The following is a 20,548-nucleotide window of genomic DNA, read 5'->3' on the forward strand; positions in this document are numbered from 1 at the left end:
CCTCCTTCCATTAGAATAACTACTTCACAAGCTGTAAAGAGAAACGGATGCGCAAGCGATCTTTATAAGTCCATTGCGCAAGTCCATATAATCCATTCCTGTTCGGCATTAGGCTAGGGAACAATTCCAACACGGGCTTAGCCTCATTTTCTTTTACCGCTGCCTCCGGTTTGATAATATAGGTATACCCTATGTAGTTAAGACGCAGCTCCCCAGCGTCTCCGCTGATTTCTGACCCGTCTACACCATTGCTTTCAAGAAAAGGAATAACTGCTGCAATTGCCGTCAATATGCCATCGCTGGCAGGTATTAGTTCCCATTCTACCTCCACCCCGCCCGCATGCATATGATACGTTTCGCGGATTTCTTGGCATCCCCCGACGCCCATCGTATGATTGCGGTCCTTTACGACACTCCGTTCGAAATCATCTGCAGGTTCAATGTCCAAAGCAGCAGGATCCTTAGCGGTGTAAATAACCTGAAATTCCACGGTGCCGGATTGCGTATCCTTGGCTTCCACACGGAAATCCCAAGGCGAGATTTCAGGCTTTAATGGATTTCCATCCGGGCCAAGCTCAGAGAATACTTCTTGTTTACTCCGGCCCGATTGCGCAAGCGAATGCCAAACCCCAAACCCATCGCGCCAAGTCACCCCAATAGACACCGGCCATTCTGGAGAAGGCATCGCTAAATGCGGACGAACATACACAAGCGATTCGTTTCTCTCTTTACCGGGAATCCCTACGGACAAAGCCAGCTCTCCTGGCATGTGCGCCCGATGAAGTCTTACAAACCCCGTCGCATCGTGCCCCCTTTGAGCGTAATGATCCAGCATAACATGATAATTCCCACCTGTAGATCCTGTAGTCGCATAAGTGCGGTTAAAGGCTGGAAGATTCATCACATATCCGCCAATATCCGAAGGCGTCGGCACTTCTGGAATCAGGTCGTTTGCTGAAAGATAACAGGATGCGGCAATTTGTGCTGCATAGAGACTGTAGTTTGCATAGTAAGCATAGAATTCCATGCCGTGCCGTTTCTCTGGATGGAATCGGCTTTTATTGAGACGCGGCATCAGCGAGTCTGCTCTCCACCGCAGCGTAGCGGAAAATGCCCGCCGTGCAGCCCTTTTGAAAACGCCTGCCCACTTCGTTTCGTTGTTTGCCCATAAGCGGGTCGCTTCGCGTTCACACAAATGAGCAAACGTGAGCTCGTTCCAAATAAATTGGTTGCTGCGCCCCCCGCAGCTGCTTTCTCCTGTGGAAGACTGCATAAAAAGCATAGTTCGCATGCCCCGGTGCAGCAATAGCTCCAATAATGGCGTGAACTCGCTCGTATACCCTTCCTTCAGCAAACCTGATAATTGATCCCTTGCCGCCAGATCATAAGTTGCCGCTACATTAGGATCACGATATAAGCCTTCAGGCGTAAACCTCGTCATTTGCGGCGGCAAATATTTATCGATAAAACGCTTATCCGCAGAAACCCCTTCCTTATATCGCATCATTTCACCATGCATGCTGTAAGTTGCCCAATTCCGAATGTTTTTGAGCGGCATCCTGCGCTCCACTTGTGAGTACACCAATTCCGGATCGAATCCGCTCAAGTGGTTTTTCCAAGCTTCCACTCTATTCCCTTGGGTGTCCGGGCTTAAAATCCGATAGGCCAACATCAGCATATGCGTGACAAAATCTCCATGCGCGTCCGGCACTGTATTCGTCCCCAATTGGCGGCATGCCAAATCCATGGCAAGTAGAATCGACTCGCGCAAATCATCACAGCGCCCCGCTTGCAGCAGAATCGCCCCGGTTTTCACATAACTTGCCGTCACGAACTCTTTCTCTGCGCCGGCATATGGATCTATGATCCCGCCATCCTGGTTCTGACAGACGGCAAATTGCCTCAGAATATCTTCGGCTTGATCCAGATACTGACTAGCATCTATACCTGTCGGTTCCCAAACAGCCTCAGACTCTTCCAATAAAAGACTAAAGTGATCAACTAGAGGTACAGTTGGATCGTTCTTACACAAAAGCTCCAAATAAGCTGCTTCATTCAGCGCATAATCCTCGGTCATTTCTATATCCCCCTTTTCCGTTATATAAGACTATAAAATACCGAAGGTTTTGAAAGCTTTCGTGCAGAGCATTCCGTTCTGCAGCGCCGTGCGGACTAGATTTTCTCCAGCTACTTTTTCCAGAGCTTTAAGAATAACACGTTCCTCGATATCCTTGGGAACCACCACAATCCCATCAACATCTGCAAATAAATAATCGCCAGGCTCAATCTTCACTTGATCAATCTCAATCGTTTTTTGATAGAAAATCAGATCCACTCTACCTTTGGAATCTGTCGGCACTTGCCCTCTTGAGCAGAGCGGAAAGCCCATCTCGCGAATTTTCTCCGTATCTCTGTTAAGCCCGTCAACGATGGCTCCTCTGCCCCCTCTTGCCCGGCATGCCGTAGAGATTAGCTCCCCCCAGAAAGCAGCCTCTCCCGGTGCACCCGTTTGAACGATGAACACTTCTCCCGGCAACACCGCATCGATCGCTTCCATTTGCAGCTTATAAGGCTCGTCTGGAATCGTCGTCACTTTCTTCGCTTGAGCCGTGAAGGCGCGACCGCTTACCTTGGTTTTCGTATCTAACAATCGGATTCCCGCACCAAAGGTTTGATTGCGGTAACCCTCGTCATCCAGAATGTCCGCGATAACAGCAGAATATAATCTTTGTTCCAATTCGTCAAATGTCAGATTGGCTATGGATGCTGCAGATTTCCTTTGTTCCATAATCATCATTCCCCTCCGTCTATTGTTAAACACGCTCTAATATAATTCTCCGCCAAGCTTGTAATACAAAGCTTCCACAAAGTAATAGTCTCCCCATAACGCGTAGTCATCTAAAGTTCTGTTTCTGGGACGATTTGCACAGACATGTGCCAGCAAGCCCTCAATGTTGTCTTTCTCCTCCCAGCATGTTTGAATCAATGAAGCGAGGATGGCATCATTGATACGACTATACAATTGTGTGGATTTATGATCAGGGGCAAGCTTGAGAAATTTTTGAATACCTGCCGAAACCAGAGCCGCAGCTGAGCTGTCTCTTGGCTCTTGACTGCCTTCCCGATAAAATAAATCCCAATAAGGCACTAAGTCATTGGGTAACGCATTGACATAATAACGGACGACTTGCTCGATACCGTACAAGACTTCTTGGCTGCCAGTCAGACGATACAGATCCGGCAATCCCCATGCAGCCCATCCCGAACCTCTGCTCCACGTGCTTTGCAAATTCAACCCTTGATGAGGCAGATGACCCGCATAACGACCTAGAATTGGATCAAACTGCGCCAATTGAATGATAGCTCCATCATTGCAAACATTATATCTAAGAACCGTTTCTCCATTCTGCACAGCTGCTTCGGCATAGGCCGGATTCCCGCTTATATCCGTTGCCACTTTTAAGATAGGAATCACCGTTAAACTGTCTACAATGACACGCTTATTTTGTGTGGCATCATCCATAGCTCCGGCCATATGCATGATTCCGGGTGTCGGAACAAAGCGGTCGAGCATAATATCAGCTGCATGAGTGATGAGATTCTTGAAGTAGGAATCCCCTGTAAACTTATAGCCCCACACTAAAGCAGGATCAGCTTCGCAGCCAACACAATGCGTGAGCTCATAATGCTCATGGGTTAAGGTTTGTGTATATGTCTCAACATACTGATACGCGGTCTCTTTAAATATCTCATCACTGGTCATCTGATAAAGAAGCCAATGTATGCCAATCCAGTAGCCAGCGCCCCAAGCGTTTTTCTGTGCACCTTTAAACTTTGCATATATCCCATTCGTCGCTTCATCCCCAGGAAAGCTTCCTTTAAAACGCTGCCTATTCGCTTTCATTCGTGTTGAAATCCGATCAACTGCACCTGTGAATAACGAAGACTCCCAGGTCCGATCGATAAACAAACTTGGATTCTCCAGTTCGTTTAGCTTTGCTCCAATGCCCATCCGCATTCGTCTTGTCCCCCTGCTGCCCTTAGAATGACTTCATTATATTAAATCTGTCGGTTTCAAAGTTACAATCCATTGCATGGAATTGTTGTTTTCTTGTCATGTTTAAATAGACCGTGGTACACTATTCTGAACGAATCATCGTAGCATTCAGGAGGTCTGCACATTATGAAATTCTTTGAAGACGTGGAATTACAAAAAATCCCCTATCGCTTCAGTTATCGCAAGATAACGACTGAGGATTACAAAGGATTCTACCATTGCCATCAAGGTATGGAATTTTTATATGTGCTTCAAGGCACCGGTCAGATTGTAGTCAATCGCAAAGTATACCTAATTCAGCCTGGCACCTTCCTCTACCTGCAGCCGTATCAACTGCATCACATTCAAGTTGACGTACATCCAGATGCCCCTTACGAACGAACAATTATCGCCTTGGAGCCCTCTATATTTGAGCATTATTTTGCTGCATTCCCACAGTTAAATGATTATTTTCAACATTTGTGGAAAAACGAACTCGAGGATCAGGTACTCCAACAAATGGATAACATGAGCTTTATCAACCAATTATTTCAGCATCATCATACGGTGTTTTCCAGCTATCAGCACGATGCAAAACAACAAAATTTCGCCTTACTCATGCTGCAGGTTTTTCAATTTCTCTATGCAAAAGGGTTTGGAGATCCAATTGAAAATGGATTACATCCGCAAAGACAGCTTCATTATTCAGAAAAGATTATGAACTGGCTGGAGGGGCATTATTCGGAGGAAATTTCACTCGATAAATTAGCGGAACATATGCATATATCCAAATATTATGTGTCTCGTATCTTTAAACAAGAAACCGGCTCTACGTTGATGGAATATATTCTCGCAAGGCGAATCAAACAAGCCTGTCTGTTATTAAATACAAGCAACAAAGGGATTGAGCAGATCAGCATTGAGGTGGGGATGAACAATTTCCCTTATTTCTGCCAGGCTTTCAAAAAGCTCGTAGGCACGACACCGATGAAATACAGAAAAAAACTACGTTAGCATGATTGACGAATTAGCAACGGGAGGGCTCGCCCAGATTCCTCAATTTCAGACGCGTGGGTAGGTAAATAGAAATCTGTTCAAAGGAGAATCGACATGAAATGGACGTGAGAGGTTTAAGATATGGGACTGGTTGGGCATGGCTCATCAGCAAAACTCCACCATTGAGAAAACCTCTATCGAGGCCATTCAAAGATGAGTGACCTAATAATAAAACGGTTTTCGGGAACCGAAAAACTTATACTTTCTTCGCTTTCTTCTCCATCGTCCGAAACAGCGTGTCTTTCATGTTTGTTTGCTTGCGGAACCGTCCCGGCGAGATGGAGAGCATTTTTTGAAAGGCACGGGTGAAGGCTTCCTGAGATTCAAACTGATATTTGATGGCAATCTCTACGATTCTAAGATCGGAATGAAACAAATCGTATGCCGCATGAGTCAATCTCCGCCTCCTTATGTAATCCGAGACGGTATTTCGTGTGACAGTTTGGAAGATTCGGTGAAAATGATAGGATGGGGTTACCTCAACTGTACATCATTTCGTAATTTTATTTTTGATATATTTTGCGGAAAGTCAATGGGGGAATTGTTCAAGAAGTTCATGCTTGAGAAATTGGTAAAGCTTTGAGCTAGCCATTTTCAACGGATATTCTGATGGCTTGGAGAGAATGCCGAAAGTCATTTCTATAAGGCTGCCGCTCATAGGCCGAATCGTAGTTCCTATAGGAACTGGTTTCAAAACAATCTTTGGCACAAGGGCAATACCTAGTCCGCTTTCGACATAATATTTCAAAGCTGTCATACTGCCAATTTCCATAGTGTCTATTGGAATGTTCCCCGATTCCTGCAATACCATCTCAAGTTTTCTACGGTACGGACAGGTTGCTGACGTGATGAGCAGACGATGTCCCCGAATATCATCCGGCGCAATAATCGATTTTTGGGCAAGAGGATGGTTCTCCGGCATCAAGACCACAAACTCTTCCTTAAATAAGGGTTCAAAATAGAGATCGGAACCCAGATCAGGTGCCGAACAGAGAGCCAAATCAATATCCCCTTTGAGGAGCCGCTCGCTCAATGTTGGCGTGTTTGCGAATTCCACAGAGATACGAATTTTCGGGAATTGTGATAAAAACCTCTCTAAAATACCAGGTAATCGATAACTGGCAGTAGGCTCCGTCACCCCTAAACGGATATTCCCCCTTTCGCCTAATTTCAAATCCGATAAGTTCGTTTGTAATTGCTCTATATTCTTTACAATTTGCAAACTCTGTTCGTAAAACAGTCTCCCGGCTTCTGTTAACCGGATTTTTTTTCCGCGTTCGATAAGCTGAACGCCCAAGTCGGATTCAAGCTTTTGAATTTGCATCGTAACGGTAGATTGCACATAATTCATTTCATCAGCTGCTCGGATAAAACTACCGTACTTTACAATCATTTGAAACGTTTTTAATGTTTTAAGATCCATGTCAGTACCCCTAGCTTCAAGTTCAATTTTTTTGAACATATCGATCAACTAATTCAATTATACAAATTCAAAATGACAATATACAATCATTTATATCATGGTGCAGCAAAAGGAGATGACTAATTATGGATTTAAAAGACAAAGTTGCTCTTGTTACTGGCGGAGGAACAGGGATCGGAAGGGCTACTTGCCTTGCACTTGCTGAGCGGGGGGCAACCGTCGCCGTGAACTATTCGCGCTCTAAAGCCGATGCGGAAGAAACAGCACAAATCATCCTTACAAAAGGTGGGCGCGCAATAGCCGTGCAAGCCGATGTTTCTCAAGACAAGGAAGTCAGGGAAATGGTTGATACATTGGTGCAACAATTCGGGACGATTGATTTGCTTGTGAATAATGCCAGCATTACACGACATATCCCGCTTGATGATTTGGAAGCGGCAACGGAAGAAGTATGGGACGAACTTTATGATGTTAATGTCAAAGGAATGTATTTTTGCGCGCGAGCTGTTGCCCCTTTCATGAAAATGAATAAACAAGGAGCGATAGTCAATCTCGGCAGTATAGCGGGACAAACAGGATTAGGCTCCTCTCTTCCATACGCCGTATCCAAAGCAGCAGTTCACGGTCTTACGAAATCGTTAGCACGCGCCTTAGCTCCGGATATTAGAGTCAACTGCGTTGTACCTGGAGCCGTCGCGACAAGATGGTGGGCTGGAAGGGAAGAACAAATGAAGAGGTTAGCTCCTAATCTTCTGCTGCAGCGCATTTCAACACCTGAGGATATTGCTAAATTTATCTGTGCAGCCTTGGAACAAGAAGCAATGACAGGTCAAATCATTACAGTGGATAGTGGACAAACGTTATAATCAAATAAAAACAAGGAGCAGCTGCAACGTCAGTTTGCTCCTTGTTCGAAAAACTACTAGTAACCAGTCAATACTTATCCGTTTTTTGACATATTTTCCTTTTTAATCCTATAAAATAGACTGGAAGGAATGCCGAATAACATCCCCCCTGCTGATTATTCCGACAAGAACGCCTTGGTTTAGAACCGGCAGTTTTTTAATTCGTTTTTTACCCAATATGGCAGCTATTTGCTCAATATCCTCTTCAGAATCTACGGAAAATACCTTCTTTCGGGCGATTTTCATCACATTCAAAGGAAGCAAGCTACGAACTCTTTCGTGGAACTCTTCATTGTCTCCCTTGATGATAGCCGTGTAGAAATAAGAACCGAAGACATGGTCCTCATGCTTGCCGATAAAACGCATAATATCCCCATCACTAATGTAAGCAACCACTTCATTCCGGTCGTTAACAACGGGAAGCCCACTGATTCTGTGCTTTATAAATTTTTCAATCACGTCGCGTACAGTATCGCCTTCTTTTACTTTGTAGACTTGACGAACCATGATTTCATTTGCCTTAATGACGGTTTCCCCTCCAGTTGAGAAATTGCCTTCTGTTCAAATAAGTTGTATGATGAAACTATATACTTGCATTATACAACTATGTGATGCGAACTGGAACAAAAAGGCTATGTATACCGGATTCAAGATCCCCAAGATGGACGTGCCTATTCCCTTCAAATCACAGAAAGTGGGGCCAAAGAACTGGCTTCAAACAAACAGGGGCGATTCATTGGATTCATGCTAACTTGCTTTGCAGACTTTTGTGTGATAAGATGAGCTTATAAACTGCTTTAACATAAATTCACATATTGAAAAGGTGATCATTTGTGTAATGGTACCTTTTTCAATGTGTGATTTTTTTGTTTAAAAAAAACATGTTAAATAACTATTTGGAGGTAATTTATTATGGAAACAGGAACAGTAAAATGGTTTAACGCAGAAAAAGGCTTTGGGTTTATCGAAGTAGAGGGCGGAAATGACGTATTCGTACATTTCTCCGCGATTCAAGGCGATGGTTTTAAATCACTAGACGAAGGTCAACGTGTTGAATTCAACGTAGCTCAAGGCAACCGCGGACCTCAAGCCGAGAATGTTGTAAAACTGTAAATTGAAATACACAGTAAACTGTCCTTAACAAGTGTTAAGGGCAGTTTTTTTTAATCTAAGGAGGAGTTAACTATGTATTTTCGAAGAAAATCGTTAGAGGATCTCCCTCAGGAAAACACTAAAATCTGGGCTTGCAAGAAAGAAGAATGTAAGGGTTGGATTCGGGACAATTTTGCGTTTGAGTACGTTCCAACTTGCCATCTTTGCCATTCTCCCATGATTAGTAGCGTGAAGATGCTTCCTCTGCTTGCCAACTCCAACATAGATATGAAGTCCCTAAATAAAGGCAGACAAATCTCGTAGACTGATCCATATTGAAATGGCTGACTGATTTGGAGGAGCGCGAAAAAGAGACGGAACCCATTACGCTTGCAAGGATGCCTTGCTGCTACCCCTTCTTCGTGCCCTTTGTTCCAAATTCTTGTATTTTCACTTTAACTTTAACTTCTACACGCACACCGCTAAATTCATCATCCCAATCGTCTTTCATCTTTTTCCAAATTTGGGGATAATCAATGCTAAGTTTCTTTCCAAATCCTATTACATCAACCTCGAAATCCTTCTGTGTTTTGGTAAGCACCTTCTCGACCGCTTCCTGAATGGACACCTCTGTCGCCTGTTCCGCTCTTTTTATAAATTCCGGTTCAAAAGCATTTCCGGGATCAACCCAATCTTCCCGCAGTTTTCCTTCTGAATGTATTTCAACCACAAAAGATAGCTTGTCTCCTTTTACTTGGGGTTTAATTTTGCTTTTCACTGTTCGGATTTCATAGACAATCGTCTCTCCGCTCTTCGGATCCGAGCCTGAAATAATTCCCGAGCTTTTCTTTTCTCCCTTCAACAGGTTCAATCCTACAATTTCCTTCTCGCCTAACCAGCCGATCATCTTGGCCGTCTTGCCTTTGATCACGGCAGCCCCGGCAATTATCGCTTCTTTTTTAGTGGTATCTACCCGTGGAACAATAAAACTGATTTTCCCCGTTATCTTTTCCGACATATCACCCAATTTGAATTCATTGACCATGCTCAAGGTTTTTTGGTAATTATCCGCTAATTCCCTAAGTACCAAGGCTGGGTTTCTAACGATCCCGCGCTTTTCAAAAGCATCCTCGGCTTTTCCTTGAGATATCAGAACACGAATGGACCGCCTCGTTTCTGTATTCCGCAACAAGAAATTGATAAGATTATTTAAATCGATGTTCCGTGCGACAGTCTCACTAATAACAATGATCCTCAAGTGCTCATAACTGGGGGAACGCTCTGCCCGCGTAGACAATTCACGTATGTTTTCAAAAACTGAAGTTCCTTCGCTAATAAGATTGATATAATCTTTTTGCGATATCCCTGCTTCTTTAGCAGCAAATTGTTTCGGAATGGCAAGTTGATGAATCATGGAAATGGCTTGACGTTTTCCTTTTTTGCCATCGATACTTCCGTTCTTTTCTCGTTCCGTCATGTTCTTATCCGGCTCATCAAATCCGATTCCAAGCACAATTCCGACGTCTTCAATCTCTCTCCTATCCCAGCAACCTGTCATGGAAATGACGAGTAAAAGAAGGGCCAGATGTATGCAGCTCCTCTTAACGACTCTCAAGGCCTTTCCTCCTTAGCTTGGCGATGATCAAGAAGCATGGGGGCATGATAGCAGTAATGAACAAAGCTGAGTATCCAACAAAATCACCCAATTTAAATACACTATTCAAATCGGCAGGAAACATTGCAATGAGATAAATAACCGGCAGACACGCATAAATGAATGTTCGATACTCCTTCCGGAAAAACTGACTACACCCAAGGGACGCTGCATACTGAAAGATGACAAAAGCTGAGTACATCGATATCACCCAAAGGACGGAGAACAAAGATTCGAACCGTTCGAAGAATCCACCCGGCAGCTCAATGTTTTTGGCTACGGACATCATTGGCCAGGTTACTGTCTTTACTTCATCTACCGTTAACGTAGCGATAGCAATCACTACGACCAAGGTGTACAAGGGGATGACCAAAGCAATACCCATAAGTGAAGCTTTCACTGCCTTCCGGGGTTCTATCATAAAGGCAGGTAAAATCAGCATGATTTCGAAGCCGCTGAATGAAAAGATCGAAGGCTTGATACCTTTCAATACAGGCAGCATTCCATCGCCCAGTACCGGACGAATATTGTCTAGTTCGAAATCCCCCAAGCTGAATACAATAAACACCAATAGTAGCAAAACAACAACGGGAAGAAACAGTTCGGCCAGACGAGCAATCGGATTTATACCTCCCACTGTGAGATAGGTCGCCAAACTTAAAAACACAATTATAATCACTTCTAACGGGGTATTATCCAATAAGTACATGCGAATCACTTCACCCATAAAGCGGAGCAAATAACCTGAACAGACAATATAATAGAGGGTAAGTACGATGCTCGCACTTCTCCCCAATAGTTTTCCAGCGACCGTTTGACTGTATTGGTAAAAAGTCTGCTTTGGAAAACGTTGACTCAATTTGACAATTATATATCCAGCCAATAGGGCGAGAAGCCCACTCACGATCACGGAGATCCATCCGTCGGGGGTTCCTACCTCCTTCGATATTCCCTGAGGCAAGATGAGAATTCCTGTACCGATCATGCTCTTCGATACGATCAAGGAAGCCTGGGTAGTTGTGATTTGCTCTTTATGGTTTGTGATCACGCTGTATGCCCCTTATCCTCATTATTGGCGTGTACGATCTTGCGTTTTGTTCATTTTAGGGCGCTGCTTCATGATTTTGAGCGGCATTCTTAAGATGAGATCTTTCCAATCTCCTGGACGAATGGGGGCTAATGGAGACAAATAGTCAACCCCAAAGCTTTTTAGCTTCACAAGATGGACCGTGATGAGGATAAAAAACAGGATAATCCCGTAAAGGCCCAATACTGCAGCCGCCATCATCATCGCAAATCGCAGTATCCGGATTGCAATCCCCGCACCGTACTGTGGAAAGGCAAAGGAAGAAATTGCGGTCAAAGCAACAACAATAACCATGATGGGACTCACGATTGCCGCTTGCACAGCTGCTTGACCGATCACCAGACCTCCGACGATGCCAACGGCTTGCCCAATGGGCTTCGGTAGGCGGAGCCCGGCTTCTCGGAGGATTTCAAGGGTAATTTCCATAATTAGCGCTTCCACAATAGACGGAAATGGAACCCCTTCTCTTCCCGCGGCGATAGAGATGACCAACTTCGTCGGAATGAGTCCATGATTGTAGGAGATTAATGCAATATAAAGAGCTGGAAGAAACAAGGCGAGGAATGCAGCGCCATACCGCATTATTCGGATCAACGATGCCGGGAGCCATCGCTCATAGTAATCCTCAGATGAAGTCAACATCATGAAAAATGTAATAGGAACAATCAAAGCAAAAGGTGTCCCGTCTGTCATAAGGACAATACGTCCCTCCATTAAAGCACTTACTGCTCGATCAGGGCGTTCCGTATTTTGGACCTGTGGAAATGGGGAGAGGTAATTATCTTCAATCCATTGTTCAATATACCCCGACTCGAGAACCCCATCAATATCGATCCTCTCCACCCTTTCTTTTACTTCTTCCACCAATTCCGGACTCGTCAATCCTTTTATATAAATCAAGGACACTTCCGTTCTTGATCGGTGTCCGATTGTATAATTGACCATTGTGAAGCCGGGATCTTTGATGCGTCGGCGAAGCAGCGCCGTATTGCTGCGGAGGTTCTCGACAAAACCATCCCTTGGCCCACGTACAACTGCCTCAGAAAGGGGTTCTTCAATCGATCGGCCTTCCCCTCCGCATAATCCAATGATGAGGACATCGGCCATACCTTCCACGAATAAGGCAACATTTCCGGAAAGTACATCGTGAATACAATCTTTCAGGCTGTGAACTTCCTTCACTTCTGTAGCCGAAATCACACAATCCGTAATTCTGGTTTTCATCTCTTCCGCACTGACAGGTGTTTGCATGAGTACTTCTTGATCCTTCATCAACGCCTTGACCACCTGTTCGGTTATAGCGACTTTATCGACTAAACCATCAACATAAACAACGGCGGCTTTCCATTTTATAAGACTCACACTGAATTGGCGAAAAATGACGTCAGGACTATGCCCGATGGTTTCTCTCATTACCCGTAGATTTTCCTCCAGACAGACTGATAACTGAAAATTCTGTTGAGGTACTGTCTGTTCCATATGTTTTTCTTTCTTCTTATTTCTCCGAACGAAGCCCAACCAAGGGGATTTACTTCCTTCCACACCATGTATCCAATGAAATACCATTGAAATTCCGAACGGGATAACGAAAGAAAAAAAAGCTCCCAACCATATATCCGGCTTAAAAAAATAAACCATTACCTTTTGCATCATGATGATGATCTCACCGTCTTTTTGGAATAATTTCTCCGGGAATCGTTTTCTTAGGTCAATGACTTCTTGTCCCCAACCCATTTTTTATCCTACTTATCATTCAACTGTATCTTGTGCTTCTTCCAGATTTTTCATTCAAGTTCTCGTCAACTACAGTAGAAAACAACGAAAAAAGCTGATTCCTTTTGCGTACTGGAACCAGCTTTTCCGTTGTTTTATGAGACTAATTTTCTTGTTGGTTATTCCACGTTATGATACACCTGCTGCACATCCTCTAAATCTTCCAAAGCATCAATCAATTTATCGAATTGGGCTTGACCTTCTTCCGATAAGGTGACGTTGTTTTGAGCTAACATCGTCAGTTCAGCAATGGCAAACTCCGTAATTCCAGCCTTTTTGAATGATTCTTGAACTGCATGGAACTGCTCTGGATCTGCGTAAACCATTACGATGTCATCTTCTTCGACAATGTCTCGAACGTCTACATCTGCTTCCAGCAAAATTTCCATGATGTCATCGATGCTCTTGTCTTCAATACCGATGACAGCAGTGGCATCGAACATGTAAGCGACTGAGCCGTTTACACCCATATTACCGCCATTTTTACTAAATGCTGCACGTACGCTAGAAGCAGTACGGTTCACGTTATTCGTCAGTGCGTCCACTATGACCATCGCACCGTTTGGTCCGAAGCCCTCATAACGAAGCTCCTCATAAATTTCATCTGAGCTGCCTTTTGCTTTATCGATGGCGCGATCAATAATTGCTTTCGGCACATTATAGGTTTTTGCCCGTTCGAGTACAACTTTCAAAGCACGATTCGCTTCAGGGTCCGGTTCACCCTTCCGTGCTGCTACATAAATTTCTAAGCCGAACTTAGCGTAAATTCGACTAGTATTTGCATCTTTAGAGGCTTTCTTCTCTTTAATATTATTCCACTTACGGCCCACGATTGATCCCACTTTCTATTATTATTTCATTAACATAATAACCGATTTTCATTCTAAATGGAAAAAAAATTGCATCATTATTCCCGTACTAACGTTTTTCGTTGTTCAAAAACATTTATGAGCTTAATCACCATGGACGCGTGGGACGGTACGGGATCCGTGTTTGGAACAGCAGTTCCCACAGCCCCTCATTATACGATCGAGGATTTGAATACTTGTCCGAGTACGACTCCAGACACCTGCGATTTGAACACTGCTGTGGATCCATTATTTGCAGACTATGCCAACTTCTGTTACAGGAGATACACAATCGTGATAATGCACAATTAATTAGAAAACGGAGCCCGCAACCGCGCGACTCCGTTTTCTTGGTCATATTGAAACTCCATCTGTCTATTTCACATTGACGGGATTTCAGAAGGTACCTTCAAGTGTGTTACATCGATCCCTTTTTCATCGCGTGCTTTTAAGTCTTTTAAAAACTCTAGGAAGCCATAGCGAGGTTTCCAACCAATTGCCATTTCAGCCTCAGAAAGGTCATGTTGTTCCACTTGCTCAGGCAATTCGATCTCATATTTCTTTAGCAAATGAATTGCGCCAGAAACCTGTGTCTCACACCACTCTGGACCATATTTTTTGAAGTCTTGGATTACTTCTATCGGCATGCCGTGATTTGTATGAACAATTGTACGAAAAAGCCCTACTCTTTTCTCCAAAACAGCCTTGACAGAGGCAACTGTAGCTTCAGCAACGTCCCTTCTATCCACGCCATTACGAAGCAACCGTGCCCCAAACTCTAAGTACGGGCGAGGTATGAACTCATGGTAACGAAGCATGGCTATTGAAGCACCGGTCATTTCATGATAAGTCTTACACAGATCTTCCCCAATAACTTTACTAACGCCATAGACCGAACCCCATCCATACGCCATTGAAGAAGCATATACAATAGATTGAATCCCAGCTTGCCTGCATGCTTCCAGAACATGGAACGTTCCATCCACATTTACAGCAAAAATCGTTTCATCGCTTACGGGTGGATTATGCGCACAATGCCATGCTGCTAGATGAACAACCGCATCCATTCCATTTACCGCTGTACGTACATCACCAGGGGATCTCGTGTCACACCTAACGAATTCGATTTCTCTCAAATCGTCCGCATTTGGAAGCATAACGTCTGCCATCCTAACCGAAAAACCGGCTTGAATTAATGCTCTGCAGACAGCTTGACCACCATTGCCGGCAGCACCGGTAACAAGAATTTTCATGATTTCACCACCTAACTTATTATTTAGGTTATCTATTCGTCATCCTCAAAGATACACCTGCCATTGGATAAAATAACTAGGTTGATCATTATGAACATCTATTTTTGGTCAACATTCAATAGGATGCGTTGTTTGCCGCAGCACTCTGCCTTTTCTGAATCGCATGCATTCCCATAATCACCGCCACAAGTTCGTAAGTATCCAAATATTCGCTTTGATTGCTCAAATGAAAAGCTCATATTCCTTTGAAAATGCCGGGGATATAATCTCGTAGCTGCCTCGCCCTTCGGTTTCATATGTGAATTTCTTTGTAATAAACGCAAATCTGCTTCTCAACACACCTAACAGATATGTTTCCATCCGATATAATAGCAAGTTTGAAGTAATCTGTCCGTCCCTGAGCAGGCTGCCTTAATTGATCCCATGCAAAAAAGCCGCAATATAAGCGGCTTGTAATGGGGGAATTTCGCAATCGTGAAGCTCATCATAGAGTTGATTCTTATTGGAGAAAGGAATCGTTTCTAAGCCAAGACCCTCCTTCATCAGTGCTTCGGTAACACATCGTTGCAGCTTGGAGCGCTCCTTTTGCTGCTTCCTCTAGCGTTTTATAACGGTTTTCCATTGCAACAAGAGGTCCGGCAGTGTCTGCGCCTCTATAATAATGACTGAGCTCATAAAAGTAACTGCTCTCCCGATTTTTAAGAATGTTAATTCCAATATATATGCCATCTATTCTTGCTTTTAATCATTGTACGACTTCATGAACGGATTCAATATCTGTATGCTACGCCCCCTATGAGTGGATTCTTTTTTTGCCAAAAAGAAAACTGACAAAAGTAGTGTTTTTTCATCAAAGGGTTCGACAAGGCTTAAATTGAATTGATATTGTATGCATATATTAAGCTGACAAGAAAGGTCGTGACTTCTACGTACTCACACGAAGATTTAATTTCAATTCGACTCGTAATCATGCTCTTTGTGGTTCCAATATTAGCCGTCGCATCACTTTATTTGCTTAGATAAGTTTTTTAAACATAACAATTCCCTTGGGACGCTTGCTTAGCCCATCACTTAACAGACTGGGCCATTGACCGTCTAGAAAGCATAGCGCTAACACGAAAGGTTGTGCAGCCTTGAAATGGATTATCAGGTGGTTCAGACCGAAGCCAGTGATCATAACGGGGTACATCCGACTTCACGGCACTTGGTATGTGTTACATGAGTAGAAGTCATGGCAGCATTAATAGGGATGCATACGGCTCTTCATAGAGCCGACATTAACAATTGTCTTAGAATGTTATCTTCATAATCCAAGAAGTTCCCGACATACCAAAATACTCAAATCCGAGTTTTTCGTATAACCGAACCGCTATATGATTATCTGGATCAACGCTTAAAGAAAGTGATTTATAACCATCGATTCTAGCTTGCTGATTGATTTCCTTCATAAGAATCGTACCTATTCCCTTTTGTTTAAAATCAGGTAATAGAGCAATGCCTAATTCAGGCGTATTATTATCAACGTATCCATATCCTTTATTTGTCTCGTCAAATAATCTATACCAAACAGCTCCTATGGGTTTATCGTCAATGAGAGCAACTAAAGCCTTATCTCCCTTTCTTCCCCATTCCTCACTGTATTTCTTGATATTAGGTGCATTTAGAAGTTCATACTTGGAGGGTTTATCCTCTAATATATAAATTGACTCATAGTGCATATCCATGAAAAAATCGTATTCCTTCTGTTCCAATAGTCTTACAACTACCATAGAATCACCCCTTTGTAACTAAATCTAAATTCTATTATGGTGCGATCAATAGAACGAATTATTTTATCGATTTCTGCCCAATCGCTTAACGAAGCTGCCGGATTAGTTCGATTCGACAATTCGTATCAAATTCCACCCGTTTACAACGAAACGAGGTTTATTCATAATTATATATGGGTTACCATCTATTTCCAAGGAGTGATTCAATGTCAAAGAGTATCTTAATTCTCACTGGTGATGCTGCAGAAGCTCTGGAAGTTTATTACCCGTATTTTCGTGTATTAGAGGAAGGGTACGAGGCCGTCATTGCTTCACCGACGAAGAAAGTACTTCGTACAGTCGTTCATGATTTCATCGAAGATTGGGAGACATACACAGAGAAGCCGGGGCATTTACTGCCGTCACACATCGCTTTCGCTGATGTAGATCCTAGTCAATATGATGGTTTAATCATTCCTGGAGGCAGAGCCCCAGAATACATTCGTTCGAACGAGCATGTTCCTCGCATTATTCGTCACTTCCTTGAAGCTGATAAGCCGCTTGGCGCTATTTGCCATGCTGTACAGGTATTCTCCGCTTTAAAAGACAATCGTTTTTTTGAAGGCCGCACCATGACTGCATATAACGCTTGTCGTTTAGATGTGGAGCAGCTCGGAGCATTGTATACGACAGATTCACTTCGTGTGGATGGGAAATTAGTCACTGGTCACGCTTGGCCGGATTTACCAGGCTTCATGCGCGAGTTTTTGAAACTGCTCACCAAATAAAATACGTTGATTAAATGATCAATACGGGGTTGCCGTTTGGCAACCTCTTTATTGATTTTATAATAACCTCCGATTTTTTGCCGTTAGCGCTTAACGATTATTTATCGGGTAATTGTAATGGTTAGTTTTCTATCGGATTAGATGTTTAATATACATAGCACCTTTTTCAACTGAAGTCTCTATATAACCAACTATTTGTTCAAAAGTAAAAACACTCAACTGCTCTTTAATAGAGCTTTGTTCATAATTCATATCTTCAAATACCTCAGGTAGAAATTTTTCTATATCTTTTTCTGTGACTTCTTGTAATTCAACGATTTCAACCTCTTTGGTAATCACCTGAGTAAAATTGTTTGTAAAGTTGTAATAGTCCAATAACTTTCCATTTAATAAACGGAAATCATTGTGATATCTATCAAAAACGTCCTTATCATTTTCAAGTCTATTTTTTAACCAAGGTAAAAAGAAGCCTTTTAGCCATATATCATCAGCAATTAAATGCGTATAATAACCCAATATAAAATTGGAATGCTTATGGGAACTATATTTATTTATGAATTTTTCAAAATCAATACTCCTTGAGTAATCACTATGGCTTCCGGCAAAAAAATGGGATAAATCTTTAGGAGAAACAGCATCAGGTACAATTCCACCTAACAAAAAGGTTGGTTTATCTTTTAATGAAAATTGGTCAGCTATTTGATTAGCAATAATAAGGTGCATAATTCTCGAGCCCATTACTTACCAGCCCCTTTCAGACTTTTACCCTGAATTTTATTAAACTAACCTCCCGTTAGTTCAGTAACTTAGCGTTTAGATGTAGGTCTAAGATTTCGATTACTTCAGCAATTGCAACTTTCTTTGAGCCTTCCATGAAATACCCTGTAACTCCATTTTGAATCCTTTTCACATGTACTTCTTTCCTCATTTCAGGGAAGAGAATCCACATCAGAGCAGTTCCTTCTAAAAGCACAGGATTGATGTCATCAAGAATAATATTTCCGTGCTCATCTTCAAATTCTGGATGTATTGCATAAATACCGTCCTTTATCTCATCTCCATCGTAAAAAAAATCAGAACGGTAACCTTGGAATACAGGCTTCTTTCTCCCACCTTCTTCTTGAGAATACAACTTGTACTTAACTCTAAAATCAGCTTTATATTTCCTTGTTTCCTCATATGGTTTCCACATCAAATGGTCCTCCTAAAATCAGAACTACTTCGGTTGACATCTTCCAATTTTAATATGCTGTCGTTCACCATTAACATAATCCTCTATGGACTACTTCGTATTATTTCCCCAAACAAATTTGGTCTATTGATTTCAAACTGATGAATTAGCTCTACGCCAAAAATACTTATTGTGTGTTCCCATGGATGCCCTAAATATCCCCATAAAAAATCTTTATTTATAAAGAGATAATAATCACCGTCTGGATAAAACGAAATTGTCCTGGGAGGACCCAAATGTGGATTGTAATGAAAGGATTCATGCTGCCAGTCTAACGCATACAGATATTCGTCTGGCTCAGTCACTACTTTAAGACATGCAACACACTTTCTCTCTAAGTCGTCTATGTCTTCATCCGTATAATTTGTTATTTTATAAGTAATATAAGGAGTCGGTAAACTAAAGGAAGGCCAATCACTACTATAAACACTGGGATTAAAATTGAAATCCTCATAAAATTTATCCCACACATGTCGATAAAGTTCATTAGATAATGAGATCCAATTGTCCATGTAACGCACCTCAGAAATAATTGTTGTGTAAAGCCTAAATCAATATTACCATATTATGGACTTTCTTGAGGATTATGTTCCCACGCAATCTTTCCTCTAACTGATTTGAAATAAGAATCTGGAATACCTTTAACAATAAAAGCTATAGCATTACCGAAATTTCCAATATGTACATCATGTGGGTTTCCTTCTAGTTTTCTAATGGCATTTAATCGTGAAAAAAGGGTGCTACTAAAGATACCCGAGAGCTAAATTGTCTGGAGCCAATACGATGTAATGGCCGCCAGCTTGAACGAATCCGACATCCGATATCGTGTTTTTCCTATGTGTATTATGGTTTACAAAAAGTTACATTGAATAGAAAGAGGAATTATCCCCCTTATGTGGAAAGGTTAATTGAGTGAACAACGGACATTTTCGAGTCCGGATTGAAGGAGGAACATTATGCCCATCCATCCCTACGGATTGCTCAAATGCAAAGCACACGACCGGCGTCTCGGCACAAACGAGAACCCGCATTACCAGGTGCACGCTATCGCAAATAACGAACACTTCCGCATAGCGATCAATGTCAAGTCGCAGCAGAGCCCATCCGAGCTGTTGTACTGTACGATTGAACATTTTCAACATGTCACGACAGCCGAATTGTCTGCTATGCCATTTGGTTTTTCACCGCTGGCAAGCAAGCCTGACGGACAGGCACTCGATTATATTCGTAGCAATCTATTCGATCGCCGTAACATGCTACCGCTTGCCTTCAATATTCCGGGAAGAGACAACGATCTGAACGAGAAGCTTGACTTCTACATCAGACGCGCGATGGAAACAGATGATGCCGTTATGTACGCATTCGGTGAAAGATGGGGTCCTGAACACGGCAAGTCGGACAAAATTTTTGGATTCGAAATCGGCAACGGCATTCACGATATTCATATGAATCAAGGTAATAGTGGCACATTTACGAAAGACGACGGTGTCTATCAGGACGGGGGGCTGCTGATTCACTTCCCGTCGGAGGACAGGTGGATCGCCGTATTCCTCGCTTTTCAGTCCCAGTCATGGCACACCGACGATAATTCGGGACACGTAATCACAGGCCCTGTGGAGGAACCAGTACCTAATACCGACACAACGCCGGTTCA

At 42.7% G+C, this 20,548-nt stretch carries 19 protein-coding genes and 2 pseudogenes; 6 read left to right on the top strand and 15 right to left on the bottom strand.

The annotated features are described in order from the left end of the window. Nucleotides 1-19 precede the first annotated feature (19 nt). From QFZ81_RS23185 to QFZ81_RS23195, 3 genes are read right to left on the bottom strand one after another with little or no spacing between them, the layout of a single operon-like run. Entirely contained in the window at nt 20-2,077 is a 2,058-nt protein-coding gene (locus tag QFZ81_RS23185; RefSeq protein WP_307604940.1) for a hypothetical protein, read from the bottom strand. Nucleotides 2,078-2,107: 30 nt separating this feature from the next. Continuing rightward, nucleotides 2,108-2,788: an RraA family protein gene (locus tag QFZ81_RS23190; RefSeq protein ID WP_307441095.1), complete on the bottom strand. Its 681-nt coding sequence runs from the start codon at nt 2,786-2,788 to the stop codon at nt 2,108-2,110. Nucleotides 2,789-2,824: 36 nt separating this feature from the next. Continuing rightward, nucleotides 2,825-4,018 carry a glycoside hydrolase family 88 protein gene (locus tag QFZ81_RS23195; RefSeq protein WP_307604942.1) on the bottom strand — a complete coding sequence of 398 codons (1,194 nt, stop codon included), beginning with the start codon at nt 4,016-4,018 and terminating at the stop codon, nt 2,825-2,827. 165 nt (nt 4,019-4,183) lie between these two features. Here QFZ81_RS23195 and QFZ81_RS23200 point away from each other — a divergent pair, with 165 nt between their 5' ends. Next, complete coding sequence (locus QFZ81_RS23200; protein WP_307441092.1) at nt 4,184-5,050, top strand: AraC family transcriptional regulator; 867 nt, start codon at nt 4,184-4,186, stop codon at nt 5,048-5,050. A gap of 238 nt (nt 5,051-5,288) precedes the next feature. Here QFZ81_RS23200 and QFZ81_RS23205 read toward each other — a convergent pair. Together QFZ81_RS23205 and QFZ81_RS23210 are read right to left on the bottom strand one after the other, a co-directional pair. Beyond that, a pseudogene (locus QFZ81_RS23205) lies at nt 5,289-5,546 on the bottom strand (helix-turn-helix transcriptional regulator); the annotation flags it as partial. 75 nt (nt 5,547-5,621) lie between these two features. Further along, nucleotides 5,622-6,515 (bottom strand): LysR family transcriptional regulator, encoded by an 894-nt coding sequence (locus QFZ81_RS23210; RefSeq protein WP_307604944.1) that lies wholly within the window; start codon nt 6,513-6,515, stop codon nt 5,622-5,624. Between the two features lie 125 nt (nt 6,516-6,640). Here QFZ81_RS23210 and QFZ81_RS23215 point away from each other — a divergent pair, with 125 nt between their 5' ends. After that, on the top strand, nt 6,641-7,381 hold the full coding sequence (locus QFZ81_RS23215) for an SDR family NAD(P)-dependent oxidoreductase (RefSeq protein ID WP_307441088.1): 741 nt from the start codon (nt 6,641-6,643) through the stop codon (nt 7,379-7,381). 108 nt (nt 7,382-7,489) lie between these two features. Here QFZ81_RS23215 and QFZ81_RS23220 read toward each other — a convergent pair whose 3' ends face one another. Continuing rightward, nucleotides 7,490-7,945, bottom strand: coding sequence for a CBS domain-containing protein (locus QFZ81_RS23220; protein ID WP_373463787.1), 456 nt, complete (start codon nt 7,943-7,945; stop codon nt 7,490-7,492). Between the two features lie 387 nt (nt 7,946-8,332). Here QFZ81_RS23220 and QFZ81_RS23225 point away from each other — a divergent pair, with 387 nt between their 5' ends. Beyond that, complete coding sequence (locus tag QFZ81_RS23225) at nt 8,333-8,533, top strand: cold-shock protein (RefSeq protein ID WP_028553508.1); 201 nt, start codon at nt 8,333-8,335, stop codon at nt 8,531-8,533. A gap of 72 nt (nt 8,534-8,605) precedes the next feature. Beyond that, a complete protein-coding gene (locus tag QFZ81_RS23230) occupies nt 8,606-8,836 on the top strand; it encodes a cold-shock protein (protein ID WP_307441084.1) in 231 nt (76 codons plus the stop codon). Between the two features lie 85 nt (nt 8,837-8,921). Here the strand turns inward: QFZ81_RS23230 and QFZ81_RS23235 are convergent, their stop codons facing one another. The 6 genes from QFZ81_RS23235 to QFZ81_RS23260 all read right to left on the bottom strand — a co-directional run bounded on the left by QFZ81_RS23235 (nt 8,922) and on the right by QFZ81_RS23260 (nt 16,896). Beyond that, a complete protein-coding gene (locus tag QFZ81_RS23235; RefSeq protein WP_307604948.1) occupies nt 8,922-10,127 on the bottom strand; it encodes a Ger(x)C family spore germination protein in 1,206 nt (401 codons plus the stop codon). Next, nucleotides 10,114-11,214: a GerAB/ArcD/ProY family transporter gene (locus QFZ81_RS23240; protein ID WP_307441082.1), complete on the bottom strand. Its 1,101-nt coding sequence runs from the start codon at nt 11,212-11,214 to the stop codon at nt 10,114-10,116. The genes QFZ81_RS23235 and QFZ81_RS23240 overlap by 14 nt, the downstream gene beginning before the upstream one ends. Before the next feature lie 21 nt (nt 11,215-11,235). Then, on the bottom strand, nt 11,236-12,819 hold the full coding sequence (locus tag QFZ81_RS23245) for a spore germination protein (protein ID WP_373462746.1): 1,584 nt from the start codon (nt 12,817-12,819) through the stop codon (nt 11,236-11,238). Between the two features lie 326 nt (nt 12,820-13,145). Continuing rightward, the gene (locus QFZ81_RS23250; protein ID WP_307441077.1) at nt 13,146-13,856 is read right to left on the bottom strand and encodes a YebC/PmpR family DNA-binding transcriptional regulator; all 711 of its coding nucleotides are present in this window, start codon (nt 13,854-13,856) and stop codon (nt 13,146-13,148) included. 398 nt (nt 13,857-14,254) lie between these two features. Continuing rightward, complete coding sequence (locus tag QFZ81_RS23255) at nt 14,255-15,127, bottom strand: NAD-dependent epimerase/dehydratase family protein (RefSeq protein WP_307604950.1); 873 nt, start codon at nt 15,125-15,127, stop codon at nt 14,255-14,257. 1,289 nt (nt 15,128-16,416) lie between these two features. After that, the gene (locus QFZ81_RS23260; protein ID WP_307441073.1) at nt 16,417-16,896 is read right to left on the bottom strand and encodes a GNAT family N-acetyltransferase; all 480 of its coding nucleotides are present in this window, start codon (nt 16,894-16,896) and stop codon (nt 16,417-16,419) included. A 206-nt stretch (nt 16,897-17,102) separates the two neighbouring features. On the opposite strand from QFZ81_RS23260, the gene QFZ81_RS23265 reads away from it, so the two are divergent. Further along, complete coding sequence (locus QFZ81_RS23265) at nt 17,103-17,663, top strand: DJ-1/PfpI family protein (protein WP_307604952.1); 561 nt, start codon at nt 17,103-17,105, stop codon at nt 17,661-17,663. Nucleotides 17,664-17,792: 129 nt separating this feature from the next. Here the strand turns inward: QFZ81_RS23265 and QFZ81_RS23270 are convergent, their stop codons facing one another. The 3 genes from QFZ81_RS23270 to QFZ81_RS23280 all read right to left on the bottom strand — a co-directional run bounded on the left by QFZ81_RS23270 (nt 17,793) and on the right by QFZ81_RS23280 (nt 19,406). Next, complete coding sequence (locus QFZ81_RS23270; protein WP_307441071.1) at nt 17,793-18,401, bottom strand: zinc dependent phospholipase C family protein; 609 nt, start codon at nt 18,399-18,401, stop codon at nt 17,793-17,795. A 55-nt stretch (nt 18,402-18,456) separates the two neighbouring features. Beyond that, the gene (locus tag QFZ81_RS23275; protein ID WP_307441068.1) at nt 18,457-18,855 is read right to left on the bottom strand and encodes a hypothetical protein; all 399 of its coding nucleotides are present in this window, start codon (nt 18,853-18,855) and stop codon (nt 18,457-18,459) included. Between the two features lie 83 nt (nt 18,856-18,938). Beyond that, nucleotides 18,939-19,406: a DUF2716 domain-containing protein gene (locus QFZ81_RS23280; RefSeq protein ID WP_307441066.1), complete on the bottom strand. Its 468-nt coding sequence runs from the start codon at nt 19,404-19,406 to the stop codon at nt 18,939-18,941. A gap of 444 nt (nt 19,407-19,850) precedes the next feature. Between QFZ81_RS23280 and QFZ81_RS23285 the strand changes: the two are divergent. Continuing rightward, nucleotides 19,851-20,513 (top strand): annotated as a pseudogene (locus QFZ81_RS23285) (DUF2278 family protein); the annotation flags it as partial. Nucleotides 20,514-20,548 lie beyond the last annotated feature (35 nt).

The sequence above is a fragment of the Paenibacillus sp. V4I9 genome, assembly GCF_030817295.1.
Lineage (GTDB): Bacteria > Bacillota > Bacilli > Paenibacillales > NBRC-103111 > Paenibacillus_E.

What these genes read in the sequence shown, in the direction of transcription:
- QFZ81_RS23195 (WP_307604942.1), bottom strand. Translation starts at nt 4,018, where the DNA reads ATGCGGATGGGCATTGGAGCAAAGCTAAACGAACTGGAGAATCCAAGT.
- QFZ81_RS23200 (WP_307441092.1), top strand. Translation starts at nt 4,184, where the DNA reads ATGAAATTCTTTGAAGACGTGGAATTACAAAAAATCCCCTATCGCTTC.
- QFZ81_RS23185 (WP_307604940.1), bottom strand. Translation starts at nt 2,077, where the DNA reads ATGACCGAGGATTATGCGCTGAATGAAGCAGCTTATTTGGAGCTTTTG.
- QFZ81_RS23230 (WP_307441084.1), top strand. Translation starts at nt 8,606, where the DNA reads ATGTATTTTCGAAGAAAATCGTTAGAGGATCTCCCTCAGGAAAACACT.
- QFZ81_RS23190 (WP_307441095.1), bottom strand. Translation starts at nt 2,788, where the DNA reads ATGGAACAAAGGAAATCTGCAGCATCCATAGCCAATCTGACATTTGAC.
- QFZ81_RS23270 (WP_307441071.1), bottom strand. Translation starts at nt 18,401, where the DNA reads ATGGGCTCGAGAATTATGCACCTTATTATTGCTAATCAAATAGCTGAC.
- QFZ81_RS23225 (WP_028553508.1), top strand. Translation starts at nt 8,333, where the DNA reads ATGGAAACAGGAACAGTAAAATGGTTTAACGCAGAAAAAGGCTTTGGG.
- QFZ81_RS23260 (WP_307441073.1), bottom strand. Translation starts at nt 16,896, where the DNA reads ATGGTAGTTGTAAGACTATTGGAACAGAAGGAATACGATTTTTTCATG.
- QFZ81_RS23255 (WP_307604950.1), bottom strand. Translation starts at nt 15,127, where the DNA reads ATGAAAATTCTTGTTACCGGTGCTGCCGGCAATGGTGGTCAAGCTGTC.
- QFZ81_RS23265 (WP_307604952.1), top strand. Translation starts at nt 17,103, where the DNA reads ATGTCAAAGAGTATCTTAATTCTCACTGGTGATGCTGCAGAAGCTCTG.
- QFZ81_RS23280 (WP_307441066.1), bottom strand. Translation starts at nt 19,406, where the DNA reads ATGGACAATTGGATCTCATTATCTAATGAACTTTATCGACATGTGTGG.
- QFZ81_RS23275 (WP_307441068.1), bottom strand. Translation starts at nt 18,855, where the DNA reads ATGTGGAAACCATATGAGGAAACAAGGAAATATAAAGCTGATTTTAGA.
- QFZ81_RS23245 (WP_373462746.1), bottom strand. Translation starts at nt 12,819, where the DNA reads ATGGTATTTCATTGGATACATGGTGTGGAAGGAAGTAAATCCCCTTGG.
- QFZ81_RS23215 (WP_307441088.1), top strand. Translation starts at nt 6,641, where the DNA reads ATGGATTTAAAAGACAAAGTTGCTCTTGTTACTGGCGGAGGAACAGGG.
- QFZ81_RS23210 (WP_307604944.1), bottom strand. Translation starts at nt 6,515, where the DNA reads ATGGATCTTAAAACATTAAAAACGTTTCAAATGATTGTAAAGTACGGT.